Origin of the sequence: Achromobacter deleyi, from assembly GCF_902859705.1 — a bacterium.
In the GTDB taxonomy this organism is placed as follows: domain Bacteria; phylum Pseudomonadota; class Gammaproteobacteria; order Burkholderiales; family Burkholderiaceae_B; genus Achromobacter; species Achromobacter deleyi.
Genome location: NZ_CADIJO010000005.1, coordinates 89,341 through 115,506, shown reverse-complemented (window position 1 = coordinate 115,506; position 26,166 = coordinate 89,341). Strand labels below are relative to the sequence as shown.

The 26,166-nt window shown below is 66.8% G+C and carries 31 protein-coding genes and 1 pseudogene; 25 read left to right on the top strand and 7 right to left on the bottom strand.

Features of this window, described 5'->3' with window-relative positions; genetic code table 11:
- Positions 1-213 precede the first annotated feature (213 nt).
- From HV798_RS09525 to HV798_RS09500, 6 genes and pseudogenes are all read left to right on the top strand, one after another.
- Entirely contained in the window at positions 214-984 is a 771-nt protein-coding gene (locus HV798_RS09525) for a 5-oxoprolinase subunit PxpA (RefSeq protein WP_175192564.1), read from the top strand.
- Between the two features lie 42 nt (positions 985-1,026).
- Positions 1,027-1,269: an acetyl-CoA carboxylase gene (locus HV798_RS09520; RefSeq protein ID WP_025135365.1), complete on the top strand. Its 243-nt coding sequence runs from the start codon at positions 1,027-1,029 to the stop codon at positions 1,267-1,269.
- A gap of 3 nt (positions 1,270-1,272) precedes the next feature.
- Positions 1,273-2,661 carry an acetyl-CoA carboxylase biotin carboxylase subunit gene (locus tag HV798_RS09515; RefSeq protein WP_175216353.1) on the top strand — a complete coding sequence of 463 codons (1,389 nt, stop codon included), beginning with the start codon at positions 1,273-1,275 and terminating at the stop codon, positions 2,659-2,661.
- Positions 2,658-3,533 carry a 5-oxoprolinase subunit B family protein gene (locus HV798_RS09510; protein WP_175192562.1) on the top strand — a complete coding sequence of 292 codons (876 nt, stop codon included), beginning with the start codon at positions 2,658-2,660 and terminating at the stop codon, positions 3,531-3,533. The genes HV798_RS09515 and HV798_RS09510 overlap by 4 nt, the downstream gene beginning before the upstream one ends.
- Positions 3,523-4,512 carry a 5-oxoprolinase subunit C family protein gene (locus HV798_RS09505; protein WP_175192561.1) on the top strand — a complete coding sequence of 330 codons (990 nt, stop codon included), beginning with the start codon at positions 3,523-3,525 and terminating at the stop codon, positions 4,510-4,512. The genes HV798_RS09510 and HV798_RS09505 overlap by 11 nt, the downstream gene beginning before the upstream one ends.
- A 163-nt stretch (positions 4,513-4,675) precedes the next feature.
- Positions 4,676-5,962 (top strand): annotated as a pseudogene (locus HV798_RS09500) (purine-cytosine permease family protein); the annotation flags it as partial.
- 12 nt (positions 5,963-5,974) lie between these two features.
- Here the strand turns inward: HV798_RS09500 and HV798_RS31660 are convergent.
- Entirely contained in the window at positions 5,975-6,133 is a 159-nt protein-coding gene (locus HV798_RS31660) for a DUF6726 family protein (RefSeq protein ID WP_081821516.1), read from the bottom strand.
- A gap of 250 nt (positions 6,134-6,383) precedes the next feature.
- Here HV798_RS31660 and HV798_RS09495 point away from each other — a divergent pair, with 250 nt between their 5' ends.
- From HV798_RS09495 to HV798_RS09485, 3 genes are all read left to right on the top strand, one after another.
- The gene (locus HV798_RS09495) at positions 6,384-6,689 is read left to right on the top strand and encodes an NIPSNAP family protein (protein WP_175192560.1); all 306 of its coding nucleotides are present in this window, start codon (positions 6,384-6,386) and stop codon (positions 6,687-6,689) included.
- A gap of 151 nt (positions 6,690-6,840) precedes the next feature.
- Complete coding sequence (locus tag HV798_RS09490; protein ID WP_175192559.1) at positions 6,841-7,758, top strand: PhzF family phenazine biosynthesis protein; 918 nt, start codon at positions 6,841-6,843, stop codon at positions 7,756-7,758.
- A 313-nt stretch (positions 7,759-8,071) separates the two neighbouring features.
- The gene (locus HV798_RS09485; protein ID WP_175192558.1) at positions 8,072-8,506 is read left to right on the top strand and encodes a GNAT family acetyltransferase; all 435 of its coding nucleotides are present in this window, start codon (positions 8,072-8,074) and stop codon (positions 8,504-8,506) included.
- A gap of 35 nt (positions 8,507-8,541) precedes the next feature.
- On the opposite strand, the gene HV798_RS09480 is transcribed toward HV798_RS09485, so the two are convergent.
- From HV798_RS09480 to HV798_RS09470, 3 genes are read right to left on the bottom strand one after another with little or no spacing between them, the layout of a single operon-like run.
- Complete coding sequence (locus tag HV798_RS09480; RefSeq protein ID WP_175192557.1) at positions 8,542-8,922, bottom strand: hypothetical protein; 381 nt, start codon at positions 8,920-8,922, stop codon at positions 8,542-8,544.
- Positions 8,923-9,876, bottom strand: coding sequence for a M14 family metallopeptidase (locus HV798_RS09475; protein WP_025135374.1), 954 nt, complete (start codon positions 9,874-9,876; stop codon positions 8,923-8,925).
- A 12-nt stretch (positions 9,877-9,888) separates the two neighbouring features.
- On the bottom strand, positions 9,889-10,887 hold the full coding sequence (locus tag HV798_RS09470) for a Bug family tripartite tricarboxylate transporter substrate binding protein (RefSeq protein ID WP_175192556.1): 999 nt from the start codon (positions 10,885-10,887) through the stop codon (positions 9,889-9,891).
- A gap of 149 nt (positions 10,888-11,036) precedes the next feature.
- Here HV798_RS09470 and HV798_RS09465 point away from each other — a divergent pair, with 149 nt between their 5' ends.
- The 3 genes from HV798_RS09465 (at position 11,037) to HV798_RS09455 (ending at position 13,154) form a co-directional block, all read left to right on the top strand.
- Complete coding sequence (locus HV798_RS09465) at positions 11,037-11,900, top strand: MurR/RpiR family transcriptional regulator (protein WP_175216352.1); 864 nt, start codon at positions 11,037-11,039, stop codon at positions 11,898-11,900.
- Between the two features lie 157 nt (positions 11,901-12,057).
- Entirely contained in the window at positions 12,058-12,312 is a 255-nt protein-coding gene (locus HV798_RS09460) for a hypothetical protein (protein WP_175192554.1), read from the top strand.
- Between the two features lie 248 nt (positions 12,313-12,560).
- Positions 12,561-13,154 (top strand): BPSL1445 family SYLF domain-containing lipoprotein, encoded by a 594-nt coding sequence (locus tag HV798_RS09455; protein WP_175192553.1) that lies wholly within the window; start codon positions 12,561-12,563, stop codon positions 13,152-13,154.
- Positions 13,155-13,243: 89 nt separating this feature from the next.
- Here HV798_RS09455 and HV798_RS09450 read toward each other — a convergent pair whose 3' ends face one another.
- The gene (locus tag HV798_RS09450) at positions 13,244-13,477 is read right to left on the bottom strand and encodes a hypothetical protein (protein ID WP_025135379.1); all 234 of its coding nucleotides are present in this window, start codon (positions 13,475-13,477) and stop codon (positions 13,244-13,246) included.
- 102 nt (positions 13,478-13,579) lie between these two features.
- The gene (locus HV798_RS09445; RefSeq protein WP_025135380.1) at positions 13,580-14,050 is read right to left on the bottom strand and encodes an Lrp/AsnC family transcriptional regulator; all 471 of its coding nucleotides are present in this window, start codon (positions 14,048-14,050) and stop codon (positions 13,580-13,582) included.
- A gap of 175 nt (positions 14,051-14,225) precedes the next feature.
- Here HV798_RS09445 and HV798_RS09440 point away from each other — a divergent pair, with 175 nt between their 5' ends.
- The 5 genes from HV798_RS09440 (at position 14,226) to HV798_RS31900 (ending at position 17,548) form a co-directional block, all read left to right on the top strand.
- Positions 14,226-15,119, top strand: coding sequence for a DMT family transporter (locus tag HV798_RS09440; protein ID WP_437340544.1), 894 nt, complete (start codon positions 14,226-14,228; stop codon positions 15,117-15,119).
- Between the two features lie 69 nt (positions 15,120-15,188).
- Positions 15,189-15,413 carry a hypothetical protein gene (locus HV798_RS09435; RefSeq protein ID WP_175192551.1) on the top strand — a complete coding sequence of 75 codons (225 nt, stop codon included), beginning with the start codon at positions 15,189-15,191 and terminating at the stop codon, positions 15,411-15,413.
- A gap of 346 nt (positions 15,414-15,759) precedes the next feature.
- The gene (locus HV798_RS09430; protein ID WP_006218759.1) at positions 15,760-15,972 is read left to right on the top strand and encodes a hypothetical protein; all 213 of its coding nucleotides are present in this window, start codon (positions 15,760-15,762) and stop codon (positions 15,970-15,972) included.
- 151 nt (positions 15,973-16,123) lie between these two features.
- Positions 16,124-17,230 (top strand): AGE family epimerase/isomerase, encoded by a 1,107-nt coding sequence (locus tag HV798_RS09425; protein WP_175192684.1) that lies wholly within the window; start codon positions 16,124-16,126, stop codon positions 17,228-17,230.
- Positions 17,231-17,332: 102 nt separating this feature from the next.
- Positions 17,333-17,548 carry a hypothetical protein gene (locus HV798_RS31900; RefSeq protein ID WP_025135384.1) on the top strand — a complete coding sequence of 72 codons (216 nt, stop codon included), beginning with the start codon at positions 17,333-17,335 and terminating at the stop codon, positions 17,546-17,548.
- Between the two features lie 73 nt (positions 17,549-17,621).
- Here HV798_RS31900 and HV798_RS09420 read toward each other — a convergent pair whose 3' ends face one another.
- Positions 17,622-18,545 carry a LysR substrate-binding domain-containing protein gene (locus HV798_RS09420; protein WP_175216406.1) on the bottom strand — a complete coding sequence of 308 codons (924 nt, stop codon included), beginning with the start codon at positions 18,543-18,545 and terminating at the stop codon, positions 17,622-17,624.
- Positions 18,546-18,696: 151 nt separating this feature from the next.
- Here HV798_RS09420 and HV798_RS09415 point away from each other — a divergent pair, with 151 nt between their 5' ends.
- The 8 genes from HV798_RS09415 to HV798_RS09380 all read left to right on the top strand — a co-directional run bounded on the left by HV798_RS09415 (position 18,697) and on the right by HV798_RS09380 (position 26,118).
- Positions 18,697-19,683, top strand: coding sequence for a Bug family tripartite tricarboxylate transporter substrate binding protein (locus HV798_RS09415; RefSeq protein ID WP_025135386.1), 987 nt, complete (start codon positions 18,697-18,699; stop codon positions 19,681-19,683).
- Positions 19,684-19,707: 24 nt separating this feature from the next.
- Positions 19,708-20,586, top strand: coding sequence for an N-formylglutamate amidohydrolase (locus HV798_RS09410; RefSeq protein ID WP_175192550.1), 879 nt, complete (start codon positions 19,708-19,710; stop codon positions 20,584-20,586).
- A 147-nt stretch (positions 20,587-20,733) separates the two neighbouring features.
- Positions 20,734-21,054: a hypothetical protein gene (locus HV798_RS09405; RefSeq protein ID WP_175192549.1), complete on the top strand. Its 321-nt coding sequence runs from the start codon at positions 20,734-20,736 to the stop codon at positions 21,052-21,054.
- A gap of 166 nt (positions 21,055-21,220) precedes the next feature.
- Complete coding sequence (locus tag HV798_RS09400; protein ID WP_175192548.1) at positions 21,221-22,252, top strand: ABC transporter substrate-binding protein; 1,032 nt, start codon at positions 21,221-21,223, stop codon at positions 22,250-22,252.
- Positions 22,239-23,258 carry an ABC transporter permease gene (locus HV798_RS09395; RefSeq protein WP_175192547.1) on the top strand — a complete coding sequence of 340 codons (1,020 nt, stop codon included), beginning with the start codon at positions 22,239-22,241 and terminating at the stop codon, positions 23,256-23,258. Before HV798_RS09400 ends, HV798_RS09395 begins: the two co-directional genes overlap by 14 nt.
- Positions 23,252-24,064, top strand: coding sequence for an ABC transporter ATP-binding protein (locus HV798_RS09390; protein ID WP_175192546.1), 813 nt, complete (start codon positions 23,252-23,254; stop codon positions 24,062-24,064). Before HV798_RS09395 ends, HV798_RS09390 begins: the two co-directional genes overlap by 7 nt.
- On the top strand, positions 24,058-25,527 hold the full coding sequence (locus HV798_RS09385; RefSeq protein WP_246288660.1) for a cytochrome c: 1,470 nt from the start codon (positions 24,058-24,060) through the stop codon (positions 25,525-25,527). The genes HV798_RS09390 and HV798_RS09385 overlap by 7 nt, the downstream gene beginning before the upstream one ends.
- 57 nt (positions 25,528-25,584) lie before the next feature.
- Positions 25,585-26,118 carry an OsmC family protein gene (locus tag HV798_RS09380; protein WP_175192545.1) on the top strand — a complete coding sequence of 178 codons (534 nt, stop codon included), beginning with the start codon at positions 25,585-25,587 and terminating at the stop codon, positions 26,116-26,118.
- The last annotated feature ends 48 nt before the right edge of the window (positions 26,119-26,166 follow it).

Here is a 26,166-nt window from a genome sequence, read left to right as displayed (position 1 = left end):
TATCCGCACCATCAGCGTGCCTGGGATTTCAGGGAAATCCCTGAATTCCCATAGGAATCCGTCGAGTGCCCTGATGTGGTGCATGAGACGGGGTATCGAAAATTCAGATAAAGATCGATCCAAAAAAAGAACTTTTTATCCCTTGGTGCCTTCGCTACTGTGCAGCCATGACGCGGGCAATCGGCCCGCAGGTAGAAAGGAGGACCCTGTTTCATGACCAAGGCGACGATAGACCTGAACTCCGACATGGGCGAGGGATTTGGACCCTGGAAGATCGGCGACGACGTGGATGACGCGATCATGCCACTGATCAGTTCGGCCAATATCGCCACCGGATTTCATGCCGGGGACCCCAACATCATGAACCGCATGGTCAAGATGGCGCGCGAGCACGGCATCGGCATCGGCGCGCATCCGGGGTTTCGTGATCTGGTGGGCTTTGGCCGACGTGACCTGAACGAAAGCGCCGAGGGCCTGGTCAACGACATCGTCTACCAGTTGGGCGCGCTGCGCGAATTCGCCCGCCTGCATGGGCTGCGTCTGCAGCATGTGAAGCCGCATGGCGCGTTGTACATGCGCGCCGCGCGGGACGAAACGCTGTCGCGTCGGCTGGTGGAGACTTTGCGCGACCTGGAACCGACGTTGATGCTGTATTGCATGGAACAGTCCGTGACCTGCCAGGTGGCGCGGGAAATGGGCGTGCCCGTGGTGCGCGAGTTCTATGCCGATCGGGATTACGACGCCAGCGGCTCGATCGTGTTCACGCGGTACACGCAAGCGCTGGATCCGCAGCAGGTGGCCGACAAGGTGCTGCGCGCCTGCGTCCAGGGCAAGGTGCGCACCGTCGAGGGACGTGACATCGCCATCGGGTTCGATTCCGTCTGCATCCACAGCGATACCCCCGGCGCCCTGGCGCTGGTGCAGGCCACGCGGGCCCGGCTCGAGGCCCACGGCATTCGCATCGCACCGCCGCAACTGGCCTGACGCGGACTACGAATTCCACATCCATTCCAAGGAGAAAACCCCATGTCGCAGCAAGAGATCCAGAGCCCTCTGCCGGGCACCTTCTATCACCGCCCCAGTCCGGATGCCGCGCCGTTTGTCGAGGTGGGTACGACCGTGCGGCCCGGCGATGTGATCGGCATTGTCGAGGTGATGAAGCAGTTCAACCAGATCGAGGCCGAAGTGGGCGGGGTGGTGCGCGAGATCCTGGTGGCCGATGGCGAACCGGTCGAACCCGGTCAGGCGCTGTTGCGCATCGAGGGCTGAGGCATGGGTATTCCTTCGTTCTATCGGCCTCGTCGCATCCACACCTTGCTGGTGGCCAATCGCGGCGAGATCGCCGTGCGTGTGATCCGCGCCGCGCGCGAGTTGGGGATGCGCACGGTGGCGGTCTACAGTGACGCGGATCGCGGCGCCCTGGCGGTGCGCCTGGCCGACAGCGCCGTGCACATCGGCGCGGCCCACGCGTCGCGCAGCTATCTCAATGCGCAGGCCTTGCTGGACGCGGCGCGCGAGAGCGGCGCGGACGCGATTCATCCCGGGTATGGTTTCCTGGCCGAAAACGCCGATTTCTCGCAGGCGGTGACCGATGCCGGGTTGATTTTCGTCGGCCCCGACGCCCGCACCATCCGCAGCATGGGTGACAAGGCCGCCGCGCGCGCCAGCGCCAAGGCGGCGGGGGTGCCGACCGTGCCGGGCAGCGAGGGCGTGGTCGGTTCGCTGGACGAGGCGCTCAGCCACGCGGCGCAGATCGGCTACCCCTTGATGATCAAGGCGTCGGCCGGCGGCGGCGGGCGCGGTATCCGGGTGGCGGCCGACGAGGCCGCGCTGCGCGAGGCCATTCCCATGGCGCAGGCCGAGGCCCGCGCCGCCTTCGGCGACGGTGGCGTCTACCTGGAACGCTACCTGCCGCGTGCCCGCCATATCGAGGTGCAGGTATTGGGCGACGGCCAGCGCGCTGTGCACCTGTTCGAACGCGAATGCTCGTTGCAGCGGCGGCGCCAGAAGGTGTTCGAGGAAGCGCCGTCGCCCGCGCTCAGCCCCGCTTTGCGCCAGGCGCTTTGCGAGTCGGCGTTGCGCCTGACCGAGTCGGTGGGCTATCGCGGTGCCGGCACGCTGGAATACCAGTACGACGAGACGCGCGGAGAGTTCTATTTCATCGAGATGAATACGCGCATCCAGGTCGAGCATCCGATCACGGAAGCCATTACGGGCATCGACCTGGTGCGCGAGATGCTGCGCATCGCCGACGGCGAACCGCTGCGCCTGAAGCAGTCGGACATCGTGATGCGCGGCGCCGCCATCGAATGCCGCCTGAATGCGGAAGACCCGTCGCGCAATTTCGCGCCCGGCCCGGGCACGGTGTCGCATGTGCGGTGGCCGGCAGGCCCGGGCGTGCGCATCGATTCGATGGTCTATGCCGGCAGCGTGGTGCCGCCTTACTACGATTCATTGCTGGCCAAGCTGATCGTGTGGGACGAGGACCGGGCCAGTGCGCTGGCGCGGATGGCGCGGGCGCTGGACGAGACGGAATTCGAAGGGGTGCCTTCGACGCTGGCCCTGCACCGCGCGCTGGTGGCCGACCCGGATGTCGTCGCGGGCGACTATCACACGAATTACCTGGAAAGCTGGATGCAGCAACGGGAGGAAACCCAATGACGGTGCGCTATACCCATGGGGGCGATGAGTTCATCTTCGCCGAGATCAGCGAGTCCATGTCGCTGGCCGCGTTCTTCGAGGGCATGGCGATCACGCGGGCCCTGCGCGAGCGCGCCGTGCCGGGCGTGAGCGAAATCTGCCCGGCCAATGCCTCGTACCAGATCCGCTACGATCCCGAGCAGGTCGCGCCCGCCGCCATGGTGGAGATCCTGCGGGAGATCGAGGCCGGCATCGACCTGGACAACCTGCGCCTGGAGACCCGCGTCATCGAGGTGCCGGTGCTGTACAACGACCCCTGGACGTACGAGACCCTGATGCGCTTTCGCGAACGTCACCAGGACGCGGGTTCGACCGATCTGGAGTACGCGGCGCGCATCAACGGCTATGACGGCGTCGACGCTTTCATCGCGGCGCATTCCGGGGCGCCCTGGTTCGTGTCGATGGTGGGCTTTGTGGCCGGCCTGCCGTTCATGTTCCAGATGGTCGAACAGGAACGCCAGATCGAGGTGCCCAAATATCTGCGGCCCCGCACCGACACGCCCAAGCACACCGTGGGGCATGGCGGCTGCTTCGCCTGCATCTATTCGGTGCGCGGCGCGGGCGGCTACCAGATGTTCGGCGTGACGCCGGCGCCGATCTTCGAGCCGGCCCAACGCCAGGCGCATCTGCGCGAGTCGATGGTGTTCTTCCGGCCTGGCGACATCGTCAAGTTCAAGCCGATCAGCCGCGCCGAATACGACACGGCAGAGGCCGAGGTCGAGGCCGGCACTTTCCTGCTCAATATTCGTCCGGTGTCGTTCTCGCTGGCCGAGTTCATGGCTGCGCCGACGCAGTACAACACCCGCCTTCTGGAGACGCTCCATGCCGCATGACGAACCGCTCATCGAAGTGATCAAGCCCGGGCTGGCGACGTCGGTCCAGGATCGGGGCCGCCAGGGCCATTACCACCTGGGCATCCCGCCGTCCGGGGCGCTGGACCAGTATGCTTTGGCCGCCGCCAATCTGCTGGTGGGCAACCCCGAGGGGGCGGCGGTACTGGAATGCACGCTGCTGGGCCCCGAACTGCGGTTCACGCGTGCGGCGCTGATCGCGGTGACGGGCGCGACCATGGTGCCCAAGATCGATGGCCAGGCCCAGGCCTGCAACACCGCGCTGGCGGTGCCGGCCGGCGCCCGGCTGTCGTTCGACTTCGTGCAGGCCGGTGCCCGCGCCTGCCTGGCGGTTGCCGGCGGTATCGACGTGCCCGAGGTGCTGGGCAGCCGCTCCACCTACACGCTGGGGGCGATCGGCGGTTTCGAGGGGCGCCGCCTGCAGGCGGGCGATCGCCTGCGGGTGGGGCCGCCGTCGCCCGGTGCCCGGGCGGGCCGGGCGCTGCCGGCGGCATTGGCTGTCGCTTGCCCCAAGGAACAGGTGCTGCGCGTGGTGCCGGGCCTGTATGACCATCGGCTGATGCCGGAGTCGGCCGCCTCGTTCTACGAGGACAGCTGGAGCGTGACTTCGGAAGCCGACCGCATCGGCTATCGCTACAAGAAGGGCCGCGCGCTCAAGTTCCAGCCGCGCGAACAGCCGTTCGGCGCGGGCGCCGATCCGTCCAATATCGTGGACGCCTGCTACCCGATCGGCTCGATCCAGGTGCCGGCCGGTGTGGAACCCATCATCCTGCATCGGGACGCCGTTTCCGGCGGGGGCTACGCCATGATCGGCACCGTCATCAGCGCCGACCTCGACAAGGTCGGCCAGATGCAGCCGAACCAGCAGGCCCGCTTCGAGCGCGTCACGCTCGAGACGGCGCTGCAGGCGCGCAAGGACTATCGCGCCAGCCTGGAGCGATTGCGCGCCGCGTTGGGCTGATTCCCGCCTCGCTTTCCCATTGATCGCTGCTTTCCTTCCGGCCTGTTCCGACAGGCCGGACGGGCCTTCTTGCGCCCGTGCTTTGCGCGTTTCACCCGCTGTACGCCGTACCGCCGTACTCGTCCGCGTTTCGCGGTTCTTCAGCACGTCAGGAGAGCCTTTCATGGCCAACCTCAATTCCAGCGCCGCGTCTTCGGACCGGGATACTTCCATGGCCACCGTGGCCGACGCCGACCGCATGGGTCGATTTCCGCTCACCATGGCCTGGTGGGCAGTTTGCAGCGCCATTTTCTATATCGTGGTCGGCGCCACGCTGGCGCTCAATTACGGCGCGCGCAACGCTATCATCGGCATGCTGCTGTCGGTGGTTTCCTATGGCCTCATCAATGGCGTGATTTCGCGCTATGCCATCCGAACCGGCCAATCGGTGGCGCTGTTCTCGCGCAGCGTGTTCGGGACGTCGGGCGCTGCGCTGGCCACCTTGATCTTCTTCGCCACGGCCATCTACTACGCAGTGTTCGAGGGGTCGGTGATGGCCGTGGCCGCGCACCACATGTTCCCGGCCGTGCCATACTGGGCCTTTGCGTTGCTGGTGGTGATCTACAGCGTGCTGCTGATCTTCGGCAGCGTGCAGCGCTGGCTAGACAAGTTCAACGGCGTGTTGCTGCCGTTCTACCTGGGCGGCCTGCTGTTGGCGGTGGTCATGGCCACGCGCGAGTACGGCTACAGCGATGCCTGGCTGGCATTCGGGCCGTCCGGTGGACCGGTGGCAGGGGGCTGGTGGGACGCCTACGTCTATTACATGGGCGTGTGGGTCCTGATGATGTTCACGTTCGACTATGCCCGCTTTGGCCGCCGCGAAGATATGCGCTATCACGGCCGCTACAACTTCGGCATGCCGTTCTACCTGGTGACGTTTCTGCTCAACGGCGTGGCCGGCATCTACCTGGTCAGCATCATTCCGGGCGATGGCGCGCTGAGCGAAGTGTCGGTCGTGCTGGCACTGCTCAAGCTGATGGGCCTGGGCGGACTGTTTTTCGTGTGGGTGACGCAGACCCGCATCAATACCGCGAACTACTACCTGGCCACCATCAATATGCAGGCCTTCTTTGCACGGTTTGGCGGAGCCCGGCTGTCCAAGGCGATGTGGGCGGTGATCGTGGGCGCGGTGTCGTACGCGCTCATGTTGTTCGACGTGTTCGCCTACCTGTTGCAGGCGCTGGCCTACCAGGGCATTTTCGTGGTCGCGTGGGTGGCCGTGGCATTGGTGCACATCCTGGCGGCCGGCAACGTGCCACAGACGGCGGCCGAGGGCGGCAGCGCCTATAACCGCCGCGGGCTGGGCGCCTGGTTCGCTGGCGCCGCCAGCGGCCTGGTGCTGATGCACTTGAGCGGCCTGGCGGCGACCTTCGCGGCGCCAGTCAGCTTCGTAGTGGCGGGCGCGGGATACTGGCTCTTTCAGTCAGTCGATGATCTCGGCACAGGCGTCGGTGGGCGCGGCCGCGACGCCGCCCACGACCGGCACGATCTTGATGACGGCCGAGGTGACGCGGCAAGGGGCGGCCGCCAGGCCACAGCCCGAGGCGAGCAGGCATAAGGTTGAAACCAGGATCCACTTCATCGAATTCGCTTGGAAAGAATGGGCGGCCGGCGCCGCCCGTTCGCCCGAGGGGGCGCATGCCCGGAATTCTGGCGCAGAGACGGCGGGACTCTTACGCGCAAATGAGGGGGGAATGTGAATATCTGTGCAGTGGCGGCATTGACGCCGGGCAGCGCTTGTGGGATTGTCCCAGCCCGGCGGCAGGCTGCCTGGCGGCAGCGGCGCCCATTTGCCGCGGCATGCGCCGCGGCGTCCCCTCAACGGAGCATCCATGGTTACCTGCTATCTGCGTTACGTGATCGATCCCAGCCGCCTGAAGGAATTCGAGGCCTACGGCAAGATGTGGATTCCGCTGGTGGAGAAGTTCGGCGGCACGCACCACGGCTATTTCCTGCCGTCGGAAGGCGCCAACAACATTGCGCTGGCCATGTTCACGTTCCCGAGCCTGGCGGAGTACGAACGCTACCGCCAGCAATCGATGGACGACGCGGCCTGCCAGGCGGCGTTCAAGTATGCCGAGGACACGCGCTGCATCGTGAGCTACGAACGCAGTTTCTTCCGGCCCGTATTCGACTGACGCCTGGGGCCGGGGCACAGCCTGGCGCCGGCTTGCCAAGCCGTTGGCACTCTGGCTGTTATGGCCTGATTCGGCCCGCTCTGTGCCTGTCGCGCCGATCTGGCACGCCGCATAATCCCTGGCATTCATTTCCCTGATGCCAGGATGCCCCATGCGATACCGCTACGTCACCGCCGATGTATTCACCGCCCACGCCTACCAGGGCAATCCGCTGGCCGTCGTGCTGGGCGCCGAGGGACTGGATACCGCGCAGATGCAGCGCATTGCGCGAGAGTTCAATTACTCGGAGACCAGTTTCGTGCTGGCGCCGCGCGATGCCGCGCATACGGCGTGGGTGCGCATTTTCACGCCCGACCGCGAAGTGCCGTTCGCCGGCCATCCCAATGTGGGCACGGCGGTGGTGCTGGCGCGCGAGATGATCGCGGCGGGGCGCCCGGCGCCGGCGCGCTTTGAATTCGAGGAAGAGGCGGGCCTGGTGCGGATTGCATTGCAGTACGACGAGGCCGGCCGGCTGCTGGGCGCCGAATTGGCTGCGCCGCAGCCCTTGATGCGAGGCAGCCAGGCATCGGCCGAAGCGGCCGCGCGCGCGCTGCGGCTGCAACCGGCCGATATCGAGTTGACCGAGCATGCGCCGCAGGTGGTGTCCGTGGGCTTGACGTTCCTGGTGGTGCAATTGGCCAGCCGCGATGCGCTGCGCCGCGCCGTGCCGGACCCGGCCGGCTATGCCGCGCTGATGCCGCTGGATGGGGCGCGTTCGATCTACGCCTACACCACCGATGCGGGCGGCAATACGGCGCAGGGGCCGACGGACATCCAGGCGCGCATGTTCACTGGACGCATGACGGAAGATCCTGCCACGGGCAGCGCGACGGGGGCCATGACCGCGTTGCGGGCCGCCTTGCGCGGCGCGGGCGAACTGCGGTTGCGGGTGGGGCAGGGCGTGGACATGGGGCGGGCCAGCCTGCTGTTGGCGCAGGCCGAGGTCCGCGCCGACGGCGTCTGGGCGGGCGTGGCCGGGCAGGCCGTGGTGGTGATGGAAGGCACGTTGCCGGCGCCGGTGATGGATTGATCCGCCACGTCGACCAAGGGCAAGCCGGTGCTAGGGCGGGCTTGCTGCGACGCACAATCTTCTAGTATGCTGGCCGCCATGCCTATCGCCCATTTCTCCCCGCCGGCCTTGCCGGCCCGGGCAGACAACCGACGAATCACTCGACGCCTGCGTTGAGTGGCAAGCCGTGTTCAAGCGCCGGATTTCCGGCGCTCCCACCAGAAGGCCACGATACCCCTCGTGGCCTTTTTGTTTGCGCGGCATGCGCGACCTGTTTTCCAGCCATCGAGGTGTCGCGCCCGGCCTTCGTTTTTCCTGCAAAGAGGAACGAAGCATGAAGCACCCTGAACTGGCCATCCGGCCCTTCCACCCGTCCGACGAAGCCGCCGTGATCGGGCTATGGACCGCCTGCGGGCTGACGCGCCCGTGGAACGATCCGCGCAAGGACGTGGCCCGCAAGCTGACCGTGCAGTCCGACCTGTTCCTGGTCGGCGAAGCGGACGGCGAGATCGTGGGCACCTTGATGGGCGGGTATGACGGCCACCGTGGCTGGATCAATTACCTGGCGGTCTCTCCGGCGCATCAGCGTCGCGGCTATGCGTCCACGTTGATGCGGACGGTGGAACGCAAGCTGCTGGAAAAAGGCTGCCCCAAGATCAATCTGCTGATCCGCTCGGGCAACGAGGCGGTGCAGGATTTCTATGCCAGCCTGGGGTTCGAGCAGGATCAGGTGATCAGCCTGGGCAAGCGCCTGATCCCGGATCTGTGAGGCCGTGGCGTGGCCACTTGGCGAGGCGCCCGGTGTCAGTCACGCACGGACGCGCGTGATCTGACGGGTTCCGGCGGCAGGCGCCACGCGGGCGGCGCTGGGTCGAAAAACCCCCAGGGCTGCCAGGGGACGTCTGCCGCATCCTGCGGCCGCGTCCACAGCCCCCATTCGGGCGGGTCCGGAAAGCCGTGCCAGACCAGCTGGATCAGCAGCCAGTGCTCGCCCTGCAAGGTGGCGTGGCAGACGGCATCGGCCGAGATGAGTTCGTCGCGCGTCAAACCGAACAGGCCGGCCGGCGGCAAGTCGTCGTAGGCGATGCGCTGCCAGTCGACCGGTACGCCAGCCCTGGCCTCGAAGCCCTGCCGCTGAAGGCTGGCGGCAGGGTCGTCCAAGTCCCAGGGATGGGGCTCCCACATTTACATCGGCTCGGTCAGGTAGACGCCTTCGCGCCCGACGATCGGCATGCGGGTCGGCATGAAGATCGTGCAGTGGTCGCAGGGCGAGCGGATTTCTTCGCCGGCGTTGATGGCGATGAGCTCGCCTTTGTTGAAGACCTCGAAACCGATGACGGGGCGCACGAAGGAGAAGTCTTCCGACTTGACCATATGCACTTCCAGCAGACGGAACGGCTGGGCGGGCGGGGGCGGCGCGGCGGCGGCGGGCGTGTCGATCAGGCCCAGGTGGGCCAGGAAGCGCAGCGTGACGTCGGTGGCCAGGTCGGCTGCCGATTGCGCGAAGTGCTGGCCGCATTCGACCACCAGCGCGCCGCCGCTGTTCGAGGCGGGATCGCCATGGCGGCCGTAGTTGAGCACGCCGGTGCCGGGGAAACGCCCGGCCGGCATGACCAGCTGCACCGCGGGCGCGCCGACGGCGGCGGCCAGGGTGGTGTTGCGGTCGATCTCGGGGTAGACCCAGAAGGGTTGCACGGGGGCGCGGGTGGAATGGATGTCCAGCACGTAGTCGGCCACGTCCAGCACCGGCCGCAGTTCACGGGCGCGCCGCAGTTCGGGGCTTTGCTCGGCGCCGTCCAGCCATTCGGGCGACCAGATGCGGTTCAGGTTGTGAACCAGCTGGCGGTTTTCGTAGGGGTTGTCGATGTCGAAGGCGTTGTAGGCCTCGATGTTGGCGAAGCTGACGGTGAGCGTGCCGATCTTGGGCCGCACGCCGGTATCGAGCAGATGCGTGGCCGCGACCATGCCACAGATTTCGTTGCCGTGGGTGAGGGCGTTGATGAGCACGTGCGGGCCGGGCTTGCCCGATTCGAAGCGGTGCACGTAGTCGATGCCGGTGTTGCCCTGGCGGTAGGCGGAAAGGTCGCGCGGCAGGACTTCGAGCGGCGCGGTGTCGGGAGCGAAAGCGGGATTGGACATCTGGGATAGGGCCTATTCGGGGCGGATGCCGGCGCGGTCGACCAGGTCTTTGTACAAGGCCAGGCGTTGCGACATCATGGTGGTGAAGGCTTCAGGGGTCTGCAATTCGGGCGGCAGGGCGCCGCTTTTTTCCAGGGATTGCACGGTGGCCGGCTCGCGGGCCGCGGTCTGGACGGCGGTCAGCAGCTTTTGCACGATATCGGGCGGCGTGCCGGCGGGCGCGGCCAGTCCGATCCAGGACATCGAGTTAAGCACGGGATAACCCAGTTCGGCAAAAGTGGGGATGTCCGGCAGTGTATCCAGGCGGCTGGGGGCGGCCACGGCCAGGGCGCGCATCTTGCCCATCTGGATGTGCGGCAGGAAGGGGGCCAGGTTGTCCAGCGCGAACTGGGCTTCGTTGGCCAGCAGGGCATTCAAGAGCGGCGCGCCGCCGCGATAGGGCACGTGCACGGCCTTGACCTGCACGGTGTTCTTGAGCAGTTCGGCATTGAGCTGGCCCATGCTGCCCACACCGGCGGTGGCGAAGTGCACCTCGTCGGGGTGCGCCTTCAGGTAGGCGACGAATTCGGCGAAGGTCTTGACGGGCAGTTCGGCGCTGGTGACCAGCACGTTCGGGGTGCGCGCCAGCTGCGAGATCGAGGTGAAGTCCTTGATCGGGTCGTAGCCCAGGTTGGGATGCATGATGGGGTTGGCCAGGTGCGAGCTTTGCGACGAGGCGACCAGCGTGTAGCCGTCAGGCTTGGCGCGCGCCACGCGCTGGCTGCCGATGGCGCCGCCGGCGCCGTCACGGTTCTCGACCACGAGGGTCACGCCCAGCACCTTGCCGAGCGCTTCCGCGTACAGGCGGCCGACCAGGTCGACGGAACCGCCGGCCGGAAACGGCACGACCAGGCTGATGGGGCGCGAGGGGTAGGTGTCGGCGCGTGCGGCCAGGGGCAGCAGGGCGGCGCCCACGCCGGCGGCGAGCAGGTTGCGGCGGCCTGGCGACGGCGCCTCGGATCGATGCTTCATGAAGCTCTCTTGTAGTGACGGACGGTTCGGTCTATTCTGCAACGAAAATTGCAGGATGAAATATAGTCTGCAACGAACGTTGTTGAATTTGGGGTTATCACCTAGCGGCATGGCAGCCGCTGCGTGCCCCTCATGGAGTCCGACCGCACGTGAACCTGCACCAACGCATCACCGCCTACGACAAGAAACTGACCAAGACCGAACGGCTGGTGGTCGAGGACATGCAGTCGCGCTATCCCCATGGCCTGCTGGAATCCGCCACGGCGTTGGCGCGCAAGGTCGGCACCAGTGCATCCACCGTGGTGCGCCTGTTGGCCAAGCTGGGCTACGACAGCTACGCGCAGGCGCAGATGCAGGCGCGGGCCGAGGTCACGGCGATGCTGGCCTCGCCGGGCGAACGGGCCGACGCGGTCAGCGTCGACAACCCGTCGGCGCAAGCCTGCCTGCAGAACGCCTTGCTGCATGACCAGCACAACCTGGAAGCGACGTTTGCCGCCATCGATGTGGCCGCATTCGAAGCGGCCGTGCGCGCCCTGACCCAGCGCAAGGCGCGGGTGCACGTGCTGGGCCTGCGCCAGGCCGCGCCGTTGGCCAGCCACGTCGCGCTGTACCTGAATCTGTGCCTGCCCGGCGTGAAGGCCATGACGGCGTCCGGCCCGCTGTTCCTGGAAGACCAGCTGCTGTGGCTGGACGAGCAGGATGTCTTGCTGGCGTTCACGTTCAGGCGCTACTCGGTGGCCGCGGCCAATGCCGTGAAGGTGTTCAAGGAGCGCGGCGGCAAGGTGGTGCTGATCACCGATTCGGCGGCCGCGCCAGCCGCCGCGTTTTCGCATCACGTGCTGCTGGCCCGCACGTCCAGCGCGTCGCCGTTCGATTCCTATACGGCGGCGATGTCGATCTGCAACGCGCTCTTGGCAGCGGTGGCGTTGCGCCGTAAAAAGGAACTCGCGGCCACGCTGGAACGCGGCGAGGCATTGTGGGATTCGCAGTGGATCCACCCGCCCGCGCGTTGACGCAAAATCGGCCCGATTTTGCCTCCTTTCCGGGCTTGTCCAGATACGCCGGCACTAGCTGTTCTAGTACGGTATGACTGCCCCAAAACACGGCTTTTCAAGCCGTTTTTTTTTTGGCATATTGCGGCCGGACAAGCAGATTTCAGGAGTGCGGGAAATGGACTTGTGGCCGCAACGTCACATCGACGGCTTCGAGGTGAAGTGTGAAGTGGTCAGCCTGGATGCGGGCGTGCTGGCGATCGAGATCGCCGTGTCGCGGCCAGGCGATGCGGACTTCCAGCAGCGCTGGTCGCTGCCGCGTTTCGTGACCTTTGCCGACGAGAGCGTGGCCAGGCGCCATGCGGAACTGGTGCTGTCCGGCATCGTGTCGGTGGACCCGGCGACGGGCGAGCCGCGTTACGGTATTCTTTGACGCACGGGCTCGGCGCGGCCAGATGTCGATCTGCTTGCAGGCAGGTATCCAGACACGGCTTGCCCTACTGAATGTTGCGGTGCGCCACCAGGTGCCATGGGCTGCAAATCTTGTGGCCTGTGGATTGAAGCGGGTTCTGGCAGGGTGTGGACGGTGTAGGTTTTGTTTCGTTTATCACATCATGTGCCTTGCGCCTTGGCCAGGGGCCGGTAGAGTGGTTAACGGATGACAACAACAAGGAGAGTTCCATGTTCGACAGTTTTCCTCGCTTGCGCCGCGCAGGCATGGCCGCCGCGACGATCGGCGTAGCCGGGCTGCTGTTTGCCGGCTGCACCACCACTTCCCCCAAGTCCGCCGCATCGGCGACCGAGCAACGGCAATCGATCAACAGCGCGGCCAACGCGTCGTTGGGCAAGCTGTACGAAGCCTCCCCCCAATCCAAGGAATTGATCGCGCGCGCCAAGGGCGTGCTGATTTTCCCTGACGTGCTGAGCGGCAGCTTCTTCATCGGCGCCGAGCACGGCAAGGGTGTGTTGCGGGTGGGTGGCGCCAATGCCGGCTACTACAGCACCACGGCAGGCTCGATCGGCTTCCAGGCCGGCGCGCAGTCCAAGGCGATGTTCGTGCTGTTCATGACGGACGACGCCCTGAACAAATTCCGCAACAGCAATGGCTGGACGGTGGGCGCGGATGCCACGGTCGCGGTGGTCAACATCGGCGCCAATGGCCGCATCGATACCAACACGGCGCAACAGCCGATCGTGGGTTTCGTGCTGAACAATGGTGGCCTGATGGCAGGCGTGTCGCTGGAAGGCACCAAGATCTCGAAGATCGATATGTAAGGGGCATTGGCCCTCGGGATGTCGATCCCATGCAAAACGCCGCGGTGGCTTCACCGCGGCGTTTTTTCTTTGGAAGGCGTTGGCGCCGTTCAGCGCAGGATGTCGTCGCCGTGGTTGCGGACCGCGCTTTCGCGTTCGATTTCAGCGGCTTCGATTTTCGGGTCCAGGCCGCGCCAGCGCAGGATGTGGCCACGTTCTTCGGCGGGTTCCCAGCCCAGGATGCCGTAGCGGGTGATTTCGGTTTCGCCGGTGTCGAACGCCACTTCAAAGTAGCCCTGACGATCGGGTAGCGTGCTGCCGGGGAACCATTCGGTTTCAGGCATGGTGTGCTCCTTGCTAAGCGATGGAGGGGGCGCCGCTGCCGGGTCGGTCCGGCGGCGGACATTTTCATTGTGGGCTTGCCGGCCCGATACCGCAAGCGCGCATCAGGCCAGCGGCACGGCGGTGGTGTAGAGCACCTGCTTGAGCGCGAAGCTGGAGCGAATGCTGGCCACGCCGGGAATGCGCGTGATGTGTTCGACGATCAGGCGTTCGAGCGCATCCACGTCGGGCACCAGTGCACGGATCAGGTAGTCGGCATCGCCCGACATCAGGTAGCACTCCATGATTTCGGGCAGCACGGCGATTTCGCGTTCGAACACGTCCAGCGCGGCCTTGCGCTGCTTGTCCAGCGAGATCTGGATGAACACGTTGACCTTCAGGCCGAGTTTGCGGGCATTGAGCAGCGTGACCCGACGGTCGATCAGGCCTTCGGTTTCCAGCCGCCGCACGCGCGCCAGGCAGGGCGAGGCCGACAGGTTGACGCGCGCGGCCAGCTCGACGTTGGTCAGGCGGGCGTCGCGCTGGAGTTCATTGAGAATACGGATGTCGGTGGCATCCAGGTTGATGTCCGGCATAAGTCACCTGTGGTTCTGGAGTCGGCAGTTCATTTGTGCCGAGTATGCATGGAATGGCGGTAAATTGAGGTGAAATATGCTGGGGTTTACCCTATAGACTGTTTCTTTCTTTGGCTAATCGGCCAAAGCACGGAATATTCAAGCGGTAGATGTAGCTGTGAGCCACGAGAGCACGTTGCGCAAGTTGTTGCCCCTGGCGGGGGCGGTCATGATCTGGGGCGGCAATTGGCCCGTCATGAAGCTGGGGTTGGCGCACATGAGCCCGCTATGGCTGGCGGCCAGCCGGTTCGGTTCGGCCGCGCTGATCAGCGTGGCGGTGCTGGCCATGCTGGGACGGCTGCGTTTGCCGACGCGCCAGGAATGGCCGCTGGTGGCAGGCGTGGCCTTGCTGCAGATGGGGGCGTTTACCGCGCTGGCGCTGTGGGCGCTGCAATACGTGGCGCCGGGGCGCGCATCGGTGATCGCCTACGCCACGTCGATCTGGGTCATTCCGCTGTCGTCGCTGGTGCTCAAAGAGCGCCTGTCGCCCGCCCAATGGGGCGCGACGGCGTTGAGCTATGCCGGCATCGGCGTGATCGTCGCGCCGGCGTTCAGCCCATGGCAGGCGCACACAGTGATCGGCCTGGTGATGCTGCTGGGCGCGTCGTTCGCCTGGGCCTGCAACATCATCCAGCTGCGCGGCAACCGCCACGTGCGGCTGGGCGCCGACATGATTCCGTGGCAGACCGCGATTGCCACGGTGCCGCTGGCCGCGCTGGCCTGGCTGCGCGATGGCAGTCCCGCCTTCCTGGCGGTGCCGGATGCCTGGCCGATCATTCTGTATACCGGGCCGCTGGCCACGGCGCTGACGTTCATCGTGGTGCTGGGCATGACGCAGAAACTGCCGCCGGTGGCGACCTCGATTGCGATGCTGTGCGTGCCGGTCATCGGCCTGATCGTGTCGTCGGTGGTGTTCCATGAGCGCATTTCGCCGGACCTGGCGCTGGGCCTGGGCTTGATTGCCCTGAGCGTGGCGGCGTCGGCCGCGGCGGCGCGCATGAAGCGGCCCCTGGCGTTGCGGCCCTCGTAGGGCGCGCATGGCCCGGTTGGCCCGGGGCGGCATGCTATCGTTGCGGTATTCATTTGAGAGTCACCACGCATGGCATTGCATCGTTTCGAGAAGGGCGAACTGGGTCATTGGCTGCGCATCGTTGCCGACAATTCGGAACCGGGCGCCGTCCAGACCAGCGTGCCCGAGCATGTGGCGCAAGCGCTGCAAACCCTGCGCTGCATCGAGGCCGGCGCCGACGGCGCCTGGCGCATCACCGACAAGGGCAAGCTGTCCCTGCGCATGGAAGAACCCGGCGCCATGCATTTGCGCTAGCGCGCATGCGCCATCGGCCTTAGGGCATCAGGCCGAGCCCCTCCTGCATCGTCATCTCCCGCTACGTGTTTGTGACGCATCGCTTCGCGCGCTTCGTGGCGAATTAGTGCGTTTCTTGCGAACTTTGACGCGGTATTGCGCGACTTTCAGTCCTATTTTCGCGCCCTACGGGAATCTCCTGAGACGGTTTGTCTGATTTGGCTGCGTCCGGACGTATCGCGCTGGGGTGCGCGCCGGTAAGATGAACTTGCGTGACGTTTTCAGGTCTATTCATTGCGCGGGAATTCTGCAACCCGCTACGTCACGCGTGGTTCACGCGTTTAGGTAACCGACTGGGAGGTAACACATGCAGCATCGTGACCAGGAAGTACTGATCGACGTTTCCACAGCGGCCATGGATACCGGCGGATATGGCGTACTGCTGACGGTAACGGCTGAGGGCGGCACCGAGGTGGATGCCGCGTTTTCCCACTTGGGCAACTGCGCTTCGTTGGACGAAGCACGAGATCGCGCGGAAATCTTCGCGCAGAACTGGGTCGAGGAAAACATCTTCCGATAGGGCATGGCAAGCCCTTGAAGGAAGTTGAACGGCTGTACCGGTCTGTGTGCGCATGACGCTCCGAATGATGCTTGCACGATGGCGACATAAATTTGGGTTATCGTCGCTGCTCCCTAACAAGCAGCCCTTATCGGGCATGCGTCGTTCCAAGATGACTGCCGCACAGACCAACTCCGCGCTGGCGGAGCACATCAACGCTTTCCGCGCGCATTTCGACTCCGTCATCCTGCCCATGTGGATCGGGCCGGGCTTCAATGACGTGCTGGGTCTGCCCTTTGAATCCCTGGATGCGGCCACGGGCCGGCCGATGCCGGCCGAGCGCTATCGCGCCATGGCGTGCGCGCGTCAACTCTACGTGTATGCCGAGGCGCCGGGCGCTGCGGCCGCGGCGCACGCCGACCGTCTGTTTGCATCGTTGCGGCGGCTGTTTCGCGACGAGTCGCATGGGGGCTGGCGCTACAGCATCGACGCCGCGGGGCGGCCGCTGGACGAGACGCAGGACCTGTACACCCATGCCTTCATCGTGTTCGCGTGCGCGGCGTATTTTCGCCGGTCTCGCAACGCGGACGCGCGCAAGCTGCTGCTGGCCACGGCCGAGACCATCGAGTCGCGCTTCAAGGCGGCCGATTCGCTGTACCACGCCGCGCTGAGCCCGGACTGGAGCCAGGTGCTGCGCGGACCGGCGCAGAATCCCATGATGCACCTGACCGAGGCCTACCTGGCCGCGGCGCAGGTGGCCGAGCCGGCCCTGTTCGCGCAGCGCCTGCGCGGGCTGGCGCAGGCGATGACGCAGTCTTTCCTTAGCGCGCCGACGCAATGCATCTCGGAAGCGCCGCAAGGCGCGGCCGGCAACCGCATCGAACCGGGCCATCAGTTCGAATGGCTGTCACTGGTGCGTGGCGCGGCCGACGTGTTCGACGGACTGGACCTGGCCGAATCCCTGCCGCGCGGGGTCCATTGGGCCCGTGGACACGGCGTGGATGCGGGCGGCGTCATTGCCGCGCTGGACGAGCGCGGCGGGGTGCTGGACGACACGCGCCGGATCTGGGCGCAGACCGAATACCTGCGGGTCCTGGCGGTGGTGGGTGACCTGCCGGCGCTGGCGTCGGCTTTGGGGCATTTCCGGACCCATTTCCTGCATGCGGGCGGCTGGTACGAATGCCTGGACGGCAGCGGCAACGTGGTGCGGGCAGACATGCCGTCGACCTCGCCTTACCACCTGGCAACCTGCCTGGCGGCCTTGCCGGCCGTTGTTTAATTGCGCCGTTAACAATTTTTGTCTAATCGGGGACAGATTTTGATAGAAAAACATTGGTGAAATCCCTTACAATTTGGTAACTATGTTTGTGGGGAAGCATCAATGAGCGTTATGTGCTTGGCTTGCCAACGCATTAACCCCGGGCTTGCGGGCGTTGCACCGCATTCTCATTTGGGGCACCAGGGATTCACCAACCCGACACAGAAGGGCCGCGAGGAAAGCCGCGAAGACCACTTCCGCTGCTTGAGCTGCGGCGCCAAGTGGCTGCGTGAGACGGACAAGTGGGGTGTGGACCTGGGATTCAAGCTGGCCCCCTGACGGGCTGGCGGCGGCGCCCAGGCCGCCTACGTAGTGCAAGTGCCGGGCCCCGCAAGGGGCCCGTTTGTTTTTGTTACGGCATGGCCGCTTCGGGGTCTTGCCGGGCGGTGTCCAGCAGCCAGTCGCGAAAGCAGGCCAGCGCGTAGTGGTCGCGCCGTTGCGGCGGGGCGCACAGGTGGTAGCCGCGGGCGATGGCGATGCGCAGGTCGGGAAAGGGCGAGACCACATGGCCGGCCTGCAGGTCGTCCTGCACCAGGCAGCGCTGCAACACCGCAATACCCATGTCCGCCATGACGGCGCGCACCAGGATGCTGACCTGTTCGAAGCCGCTGGCCAGGGTGATGGCGTCGCGCTGCACGCCGGCCGCGTCGAACCACCGGGCCCAGTTGTCTGGGCCGTTGGAGTGGTAGAGCAGCGGTTCGCCAAGCAGGCCGATGGGCCGGTCCCACAGGCCGCACGCGCGCCGGGTAGCCAGCCGCGCCGGGCTGCAGATGACGACCATTTCGCGACCGATCACGTAGTCCGCCTGCCAGCCGGGCCATTGGCCGGCCACGCCCGAAAGAATGGCGGCGTCCGGCGTGGCGCCGGAGAAGTCCTCGTTGCGGCGGTAGGCGGCAAAGCCCAGCTGGATGTCGGGATGGCGCCGGTGGAAGTCGGGCAGGCGGGGCACCAGCCAGGCACTGGCCAGGGTGGGCACGCTGGCCAGCGTCAGCCGCAGGCGGCGGTTGTCGGCGCGCAGTTCGGCGCTGAGCGCCTCGATGGCCTGCAGCGGCGCCAGGCCGCCTTCGTAGAGCTTGCGGCCGGTGTCGGTGAGGGTCAGGCCGTGGGCGTCGCGGCGCATCAGCGGCTGGCCGAAATGCGCTTCCAGACGGGCGATGGCGCGGCTGACGGCACCCTGGGTGACGCACAGGTGGTCGGCCGCCAGGGTGAAGCTGCCCAGCCGCGCCGCGGTCATGAAGGCGTGCAGCTCGGACATGGACGGCGAGTGCAGGCGCATGGCGCGGCGGTCCTTGGAACCCGTCAAGCGCGGGTCCTAGCATGAGCATTGGTAATGAAGGCGTGCAATATAGTCGTTTGAAAGGCGATCGTAAAGTTTGGACACTGGCGGCCTCGCAGCACGACCTGCACCTTATTTTCGGAGTCGCTCCATGTCCCGCCTTTTCGGCTGTTCCGCGCGCATCGCGCTTGCCGGCGTCTGCGCCGCGCTGTCTTTCGCTGGCACGGCCACCGCCGCCGACTATCCCTCGCGCCCCATCAAGCTGGTGGTGCCGTTTGCCGCGGGCGGCTCGACCGATATCGTGGCGCGCCTGGTGGCCGAGTATGCCGGCCGCGACCTGAAGCAGACCATCGTGGTGGAGAACAAGGCGGGGGCGGGCGGTTCGCTGGGCATGGAGCAGGTGGCGCGCTCGGTGGCCGACGGCTACACCATCGGCATGGCGACGATGAGCACGCACGGCTCGAACCCGGCCGTGTACCGCAAGATGAACTACGACCCGGTCAAGGATTTCGAACCCGTGGCCAACGTGCTGGCCGTGCCCAGCATCTTCGCGATCAACCCGAACATTCCGGTCAAGAACATGGCCGAGTTCGTGGCGCTGGCCAAGGGTTCGCCGGACAAGTACAGCTTTGCCTCGCCGGGCGTGGGCTCGCTGGGCCACGTGAACATCGAGAACTTCATGATGCTGGCCGGCATCAAGCTGCTGCACGTGCCGTACCGCGGTGCCGGCCCGGCGCTGAACGACGTGATGGGCGGTCAGGTGGATGCGATCACCGACAACCTGTCGTCGACGCTGCCCCAGGTGCTGGGCGGCAAGCTGCGTCCCCTGGCCGTGCTGGGCGCCGAGCGTTCGCCGCTGCTGCCGGACGTGCCCACCTACATCGAGCTGGGCTATCCCGACATGGGCACCGGCGGCTGGTTCGGCCTGGTGGCGCCGGCGGGCACGCCGCCCGCGGTGGTGCAGCGCCTGAATCAGGCGGTGCGCGCGGCCATGCAGGACCCGGAGTTCCGCAAGAAGGCCGAGGACGTCGGTGGTACGCTGATGCCCACGACCCCGCAGGAATTCAAGGTCCAGATCGAGCAGGCCCTGGCGCGTTATGCCAAGGTCGCGAAGGCCGCCAACATCCAGGCCGATTAAGGCCTGTCAACCCGACACCCGACGATGACACACGCCGATTTCCAAGCCGTTTCCGTGCACGCACCGACCGCGCCGGCCTTGCCGCTGGTCTGCGATTCGCCGCATAGCGGCGAGCAATATCCCGCTGACTTCAATGCCGCCGCCAGCCTGGCGCAATTGCGCCAGGGCGAGGACACGCACGTGGACGCCTTGTGGTCGGCGGCCCCCGCGCTGGGCGCCACGTTGATCGCGGCGCATTTTCCGCGGGTCTACATCGACCCGAACCGCACGTTGCGCGACCTGGACCCGGAACTCTTGGCCGAGCCCTGGCCCGAACCGCTGGACCCCGGCGAAAAGACGCGGCTGGGCAAGGGGCTGATCTGGCGCCGCATGGACAAGGCCACGCCGATCTACGACCGCAAGCTGACGCTGGCTGAAGTGCGGCATCGCATCCAGGCGTACTACGAGCCCTACCATGCGGCGCTGGCGCAGGCGATCGAAACCGCACAGCGCGATTTCGGCGCGGTCTGGCACCTGAACCTGCATTCGATGCCGAACGACGCCTACGAGCGCCTGGGGCGCCAGAGCGAGCATCCGCTGGCGGACTTCGTGCTGGGTGACCGTGACGGCACCACCTGTGAGCCGGAATTCATCGCGCTGATCGAAACCGAACTGCGCGATCGCGGCTACACGGTGGCGCGCAATGATCCGTACAAGGGCGTGCAGCTGATCGCGCAGATCGGCCAGCCGGCGCTGAACCGCCACAGCCTGCAGGTCGAGATCCGTCGTCCGCTGTACATGGACGAGGCGACGCGCGAGCGCAATGCGGGCTTTGACGGCCTGCGCGCAGACCTGTCGCAGGTGCTGGAAAGGGTGGCCCATTATGTGCGGTCACGCATGACGGCCATATCGTCGACAAAATAGACGCGCGTGCATATTGCGTGGCGGTGCGGCCCCGGTTGATGCAGATCAACCGGGGCCGCGCTGCATGCGCTTAAGTTTCGCCGTGGCGGGCCGTTGTCGCTAACAACGTGCTGCGCCGCCACTGGGCGCGGCCTATAGGGAACCTGTATGGCCGAGAAGATCATCAACGGTTTTTCCGTCGTGGCGTATGCCACGCAGCCTGAAGGCCGTGTGCCCGCGCGCGCTTTCCTGGAAACGCGGCGCTTGCCGGCCAAGCCCGTGAAGCCGGCCAAGGGCGCACCGGTGCCGCCCGAGCCGCAGGTCGAGGACGAACCCGCGCCCGCGGACGAACCGGAAAGCCTGGCGTTCGAGATCTTCGTGACGCGCCGTTTTCGCAGCACCGTCGAGGCCATGTCGGCTGCGCGCAACGCGCTGGATCGCGTGAAAGCCGTGGATGCCGAGGGCGTGCCGGACCATCTGCCGGACTGAGTTCTGCGGCGCACCCGCCGGATTGAACAAGACCCTGGGCGAATCCTCTGCGAGAGGGTCCGCCCATATTGTTATCCCCACTTTGTATTTGTCGAACGCCTGAGCACGGGCCGATGATGCCGCATGGCAAGCATCGCCATTCACAGTCTGCTCAAAAGGAAGGTTGATGAATACGAACGTCCAATCGGGCGCCCAAGCGGCGCGCGGAGTATCGCGGCGCACGCTGTTGCGTGCGGCCAGCCTTGCAGGCCTGGCTGCGCCGCTGGGCATGTTGGGGTCGCGCGTGCTGGCGGCGAACACCGCGCCGCGCACCTACAAGATCGCATGGAGCCAGACCGCGGTATGCCAGTCGCCCGTATCGGTGGCGCTGGAGCGCGGCTTTTTCGACAAGTACAACCTGAAGGTCGAGCGCATCAATTTCAGCGGCTCGACCGACCAATTGCTGGAAGCCATCGCCACCGGCCACGCCGACGGCGGCATCGGCATGGCGCTGCGCTGGCTCAAGCCGCTGGAGCAGGGCTTTGACGTGAAGCTGGCGGTGGGCACGCACGGCGGCTGCATGCGCTTGCTGACTGCGGCGGATTCGCCGATCAAGAGCGTGCAGGACCTGAAGGGCCGCCGCATCGCGGTGTCGGACCAGGCCAGCCCGGTGAAGAACTTCTTTGCGATCCGCGTGGCGCAGCTGGGCATCGATCCGGAATCCGTGGACTGGCGCCAGTATCCGCAGGACCTGTTCGGCGAGGTGCTGCGCAAGGGCGAGGTGGATGCGATTGCGGGCGACGATCCGCTGATCTACACGCTGCGCGAAGACAACAAGCTGCGCGAAATCGCCACCAACATCGAAGGCGACTACGAGAACCGCACCTGCTGCGTGCTGGGGCTGCGCGGCGATCTGGTGCGCAAGGACCCGGAGTCGGCCGCGGCGATCACGCGCGCGGTCATCGACGCGCAGCGCTGGACCGCGTCCAATCCGGACGAGACGGCGCGCATCTTCGCGCCGTACGTCCCGGGCAAGGTGCCAGCCGAGCGCGTGGCGGCGATCCTGCGCACGCACAGCCACGGCCATGCGTCGACGGGCGCGGCGCTGCGCGAGGAAATCGTGGGCTACGCCAAGGACCTGAAGACGATCAAGGTGCTGAGCGCCAACCTGGATATCAACAAGTACGCGCAAGCGGTGGTGCCCAATGTCCTCGGCTGACGCACTGGCGGCGGGCGGGTTGCGCGGCGCGCCGACGGCCGTGCAACCCTGGCGCCTGTGGAAGACCGGCGTGGCGGCCGCGGCCCTGTGGGCCGTGGTGGGCGGGCTGACGCTGCGCTGGCCCAATGTGGAAGTGGGTTTCACGTCGTGGGGCTACACGCAGGAGTTTGGCGTGGCCGCGCTGGCGCTGGCGGCCGTGCTGCTGCTGGTGGCGGTGGCGGGCGCGGCCCATTGGCGGCCGGTGCGCGCGCTGCACCGCGCCGGCCCCTGGCTGCTGGTCCTTGCGGTGGCGGTGGGCGTGTGGGAAGTCGCGACCGCCAAGCTGGCGCTGCTGCCCAGCCCGTTCTTCGCGCCGCCGCAGTCGCTGATCGAGGTGTATGTCAGCGACTACAAGCGGTTGGCCGATAGCCTGGTCAATTCGCTGTGGCTGCTGGCCAATGGCTTCCTGCTGGGAGCGGCCGCGGGTTTTCTGACGGGCGTGGCGATCGGCTGGTCGCGCGGGTTGGGCTACTGGGTGCATCCGGTGCTGCGCTTTCTGGGCCCGGTGCCGTCGACGGCGTTGCTGCCGATGGCGTTCTTCTTCTTTCCGTCGAGCTGGTCCGCGGCGGTGTTCCTGATTGCGCTGGCGACCTGGTTTCCCGTCACGGTGCTGACCTGGTCCGGCGTGGCCGGGGTGAACCGCGCGTACTACGACGTGGCGCGCACCATGGGAGCCAGCGAATGGTTCCTGGTGCTGCGGGTGGCGATTCCGGCGGCGCTGCCGCAGGTGTTCGTGGGCCTGTTCATGGGGCTGGGCGCGTCGTTCTCGGTGCTGGTGGCGGCCGAGATGATGGGCGTGAAGTCCGGCCTGGGCTGGTATTTGTCGTGGGCGCAGGGCTGGGCCTCGTACGCCAACATGTACGGCGCGCTGATCGTGATGGCACTGGTGTTCTCGGGCCTGATCACGCTGCTGTTCCTGGGGCGTGACCGCCTGCTGGCCTGGCAGAAGGGAGTCGTGAAATGGTAGCGGTGGCGCAGGTGTCCAAGCCTTCCCATGCGGCGGCGCAAGCCGATGCGCGCGGCGCCGCCCTGGCGGTGCGCGGCGTGAACCACCGCTTCGACCTGGATGGCGCGGCGCTGCCGGTGCTGGACGGGATCGACCTGGACGTGCAACCCGGCGAGTTCGTGGCCTTGCTGGGCCCCAGCGGCTGCGGCAAGTCGACGCTGCTGCGGCTGGTGGCGGGGCTGGAGCCGCCGGCCGAAGGTGACCTGCTGGCCGATGGCGAACCCATCGACGGCCCGTCGCCGTCGCGCATCGTGGTGTTCCAGGACCCCACGCTGTACCCCTGGCGCACGGTGTGGCACAACGTGGCGCTGGGCTTGCAGGCGCGCGGGCTGCTCAAGACGCAGCGCGACCGCGTCGACGACGCGTTGCAGCGCGTGGGGCTGGCGGCGTTCAGCCAGGCCTACCCGCACCAGTTGTCGGGCGGCATGGCGCAACGCGCGGCCCTGGCGCGTGCGCTGGTGAACGACCCGCGGATCCTGATTTTGGACGAGCCGCTGGGCAAGCTGGATTCGCTGACGCGGATCGCGATGCAGTCCGAGCTGGTGGAACTGTGGCAGCGCACCGGCGTGACGGCCCTGCTGGTGACGCACGATGTGGAAGAGGCGCTGTTCATGGCGTCGCGCATCATCGTGCTGAGCGAGCGGCCGGCGCGGATCAAGGACGAGATCGTCAATGATCTGCCGTACCCGCGCCATCGCGGCGATCCGCGGCTGGCCGAATTGCGCCGCCAGGCGCTGGCGTTGCTGGGGCTGGATGCGACGTGGTGAGCAACGCGGCGGTGGCGCTGGCGGCCGTGGCGGCGCCGGCGGGCATGCTGGCGGGCCTGGCCGCGGCGCGCAGGCGTGCCGGCGGCGCGGCAATTACTGTCGGCGTACCGTTGCCGGGGCAGGCGGCCTTGGCCCTGATCGCGGCTGTCGCCGTGTTGGCCTTGGGCTGGCAGCGGGCGCAGGGTGCGCCGGGCTTGCTGGGGTCGCGCCTGGGGCATCTGGTGCTGGCGACGGTGGCGGTGTTGCTGCTGACTGCGCTGGCGGCTGCCTGGTTGCACAGCCGTGCCACGGGGCGTGCGGCGCAGGCGCCGTGGCGTCACGCCGCGGCCATGCTGTTGGGGGCGCTGGCGCTGTTGGCTGGCCTGCTCGCGGCGGCGATTGCGTGGCAGCCCGAAGAGGCGCTGGCCATTGCGCACTGGCCCTTCGCCTGGCGTTTTGACCCCGACCTGCCGGTAGGCACGCAGACCTGGCGTCGGCTGTGGTTGGCGGCGGGGCTGACGGGGCTGGCGTTGGCATTGCTGTTGGCGGCCTTGTTCGCGCGGCGCGGCCGTCTGGTGTGGCTGACGGCCGCGGCCGGCCTGCTGGCCTGCGCCAGCTGGCCCGCGCCGCAGCTGCTGATGACCGAGGCGACGCGCACGTCGTACCAGCGATCGCCGCTGGCGTTCACGGATCGCAACGTGCTGCAAGGCGGCCGGCTGTATCAGGCGCACTGCGCGGGCTGCCATGGCGCCCAGGCCGACGGCCGCGGGCCGTTGGCGGCGGGGCTGCCCGCCTGGCCGAGCGTGCTGGGGCCGGCGCTGTTCGAGAACCGCCTGGAAGGCGAGCTGCATTGGCGGGTGGCACACGGCGGCGACGGACGCGGCGGGGCGTCGGCCATGCCGGGCTTTGGCGCGGCGCTGGGCCCCGATGAAATCTGGCAGGTCTTGGACTACTTGCGGTTGCGGGCCTATGGCGTGAGCGGCGGCATGGGCATGCCGGCGATTCCGGCGCCGGGCGTGGCGGTGACGTGCCGTGATGGCCGTGCGACCACGCTGGCGGGGCTGCGCGGCCTGCCGCTGTGGATTGGGGCCGCGGCGGCAAGCGCGTCTGCGCCGAACGCGATGCAAGAGCCGCTGGACCCGCGTCTGTTGACCGTGGCCCTGACCTGGGGCGGCGGGTATTCGGCGGACGGCAATTCGGCGGGCGCCGATTGCGTGGCGTCGGGCGAAGACGCCTGGAACGCCTACGCGCTGGCGGCGGGCGTGCCACCCGACGCGCTGGCCGGCGCGCAGTTCATGGTGGACCGCCGCGGCTGGCTGCGCGCGCGGCGGCTGCCAGGCGCGGCCCCGGCCTGGACCAGCGCGGACAACGTCTGCGGCCCGGGCGGCCGCATGGAAAACACATCCGCCCAGGGGCTGGGCGCGCTGTTGCTGGCGATGGACCGTGCCCCCATCGGCATTCCGGATACGCGGCGCTGGCAGTAGCGCCGTGCGGGCACATCCGCTTTAACCCTTCCACTATTACTTACGCGAGGCAGGAACATGAGTACCTTGAACGAATACCTGGGCCAGAAGCGGCAGGCCGTGCTGGTGCGCAATGCGCGCGATCCGCAGACGGTGACGCCGGTGAAGCTGCGCGCCCATGTCAGCGCCGAAGGCCGCAGCGGCGTGCGCCGCATCCGCATCCGCGACCATCAGGTGGTGAGCGACAGCCCGGCCGATTTCGCGGGCTACGACCTGGGGCCGAGCTCGCCCGAGCTGCTTCTGGGGTCGTTGGGCAGTTGCCTGACGCACATTTTCCTCATCAAGGCGGCCGAGCTTGAATTGCCGCTGGAATCGCTGGAAGTCGAGATCGAAGGCGACCTGGACCCGCGCGGCGGCAAGCCGGGCTATGAAAAAGTGCCGTTCTTTCCGCACAACATCCGCTATACCGCGCACATCGTGTCGCCGGCCGATGAAAGCGCGGTACGCGCCGTGCACGAGGCAGTCGAGCAGTGGTGCCCGATCCTGAACCTGCTCAAGCAGCCGCAGCCGCTGGAAGGCAGCGTGCGGCACACGCGGCCGTCGGCACAGTAGGGCATTGCGGGCGCTTTCCAGCCGCCGGCTTGTCGGCGGCGCCCGTGT

What these genes read in the sequence shown, in the direction of transcription:
- HV798_RS09400 (WP_175192548.1), top strand. Translation starts at nt 21,221, where the DNA reads ATGAATACGAACGTCCAATCGGGCGCCCAAGCGGCGCGCGGAGTATCG.
- HV798_RS09520 (WP_025135365.1), top strand. Translation starts at nt 1,027, where the DNA reads ATGTCGCAGCAAGAGATCCAGAGCCCTCTGCCGGGCACCTTCTATCAC.
- HV798_RS09410 (WP_175192550.1), top strand. Translation starts at nt 19,708, where the DNA reads ATGACACACGCCGATTTCCAAGCCGTTTCCGTGCACGCACCGACCGCG.
- HV798_RS31900 (WP_025135384.1), top strand. Translation starts at nt 17,333, where the DNA reads ATGAGCGTTATGTGCTTGGCTTGCCAACGCATTAACCCCGGGCTTGCG.
- HV798_RS09485 (WP_175192558.1), top strand. Translation starts at nt 8,072, where the DNA reads ATGAAGCACCCTGAACTGGCCATCCGGCCCTTCCACCCGTCCGACGAA.
- HV798_RS09480 (WP_175192557.1), bottom strand. Translation starts at nt 8,922, where the DNA reads ATGTGGGAGCCCCATCCCTGGGACTTGGACGACCCTGCCGCCAGCCTT.
- HV798_RS09510 (WP_175192562.1), top strand. Translation starts at nt 2,658, where the DNA reads ATGACGGTGCGCTATACCCATGGGGGCGATGAGTTCATCTTCGCCGAG.
- HV798_RS09390 (WP_175192546.1), top strand. Translation starts at nt 23,252, where the DNA reads ATGGTAGCGGTGGCGCAGGTGTCCAAGCCTTCCCATGCGGCGGCGCAA.
- HV798_RS09420 (WP_175216406.1), bottom strand. Translation starts at nt 18,545, where the DNA reads ATGCGCCTGCACTCGCCGTCCATGTCCGAGCTGCACGCCTTCATGACC.
- HV798_RS09435 (WP_175192551.1), top strand. Translation starts at nt 15,189, where the DNA reads ATGGCATTGCATCGTTTCGAGAAGGGCGAACTGGGTCATTGGCTGCGC.
- HV798_RS09455 (WP_175192553.1), top strand. Translation starts at nt 12,561, where the DNA reads ATGTTCGACAGTTTTCCTCGCTTGCGCCGCGCAGGCATGGCCGCCGCG.
- HV798_RS09395 (WP_175192547.1), top strand. Translation starts at nt 22,239, where the DNA reads ATGTCCTCGGCTGACGCACTGGCGGCGGGCGGGTTGCGCGGCGCGCCG.
- HV798_RS09425 (WP_175192684.1), top strand. Translation starts at nt 16,124, where the DNA reads ATGACTGCCGCACAGACCAACTCCGCGCTGGCGGAGCACATCAACGCT.
- HV798_RS09445 (WP_025135380.1), bottom strand. Translation starts at nt 14,050, where the DNA reads ATGCCGGACATCAACCTGGATGCCACCGACATCCGTATTCTCAATGAA.
- HV798_RS09495 (WP_175192560.1), top strand. Translation starts at nt 6,384, where the DNA reads ATGGTTACCTGCTATCTGCGTTACGTGATCGATCCCAGCCGCCTGAAG.
- HV798_RS09475 (WP_025135374.1), bottom strand. Translation starts at nt 9,876, where the DNA reads ATGTCCAATCCCGCTTTCGCTCCCGACACCGCGCCGCTCGAAGTCCTG.
- HV798_RS09490 (WP_175192559.1), top strand. Translation starts at nt 6,841, where the DNA reads ATGCGATACCGCTACGTCACCGCCGATGTATTCACCGCCCACGCCTAC.
- HV798_RS09380 (WP_175192545.1), top strand. Translation starts at nt 25,585, where the DNA reads ATGAGTACCTTGAACGAATACCTGGGCCAGAAGCGGCAGGCCGTGCTG.
- HV798_RS09405 (WP_175192549.1), top strand. Translation starts at nt 20,734, where the DNA reads ATGGCCGAGAAGATCATCAACGGTTTTTCCGTCGTGGCGTATGCCACG.
- HV798_RS09505 (WP_175192561.1), top strand. Translation starts at nt 3,523, where the DNA reads ATGCCGCATGACGAACCGCTCATCGAAGTGATCAAGCCCGGGCTGGCG.
- HV798_RS09460 (WP_175192554.1), top strand. Translation starts at nt 12,058, where the DNA reads ATGGACTTGTGGCCGCAACGTCACATCGACGGCTTCGAGGTGAAGTGT.
- HV798_RS09415 (WP_025135386.1), top strand. Translation starts at nt 18,697, where the DNA reads ATGTCCCGCCTTTTCGGCTGTTCCGCGCGCATCGCGCTTGCCGGCGTC.
- HV798_RS09450 (WP_025135379.1), bottom strand. Translation starts at nt 13,477, where the DNA reads ATGCCTGAAACCGAATGGTTCCCCGGCAGCACGCTACCCGATCGTCAG.
- HV798_RS09525 (WP_175192564.1), top strand. Translation starts at nt 214, where the DNA reads ATGACCAAGGCGACGATAGACCTGAACTCCGACATGGGCGAGGGATTT.
- HV798_RS31660 (WP_081821516.1), bottom strand. Translation starts at nt 6,133, where the DNA reads ATGAAGTGGATCCTGGTTTCAACCTTATGCCTGCTCGCCTCGGGCTGT.
- HV798_RS09470 (WP_175192556.1), bottom strand. Translation starts at nt 10,887, where the DNA reads ATGAAGCATCGATCCGAGGCGCCGTCGCCAGGCCGCCGCAACCTGCTC.
- HV798_RS09515 (WP_175216353.1), top strand. Translation starts at nt 1,273, where the DNA reads ATGGGTATTCCTTCGTTCTATCGGCCTCGTCGCATCCACACCTTGCTG.
- HV798_RS09430 (WP_006218759.1), top strand. Translation starts at nt 15,760, where the DNA reads ATGCAGCATCGTGACCAGGAAGTACTGATCGACGTTTCCACAGCGGCC.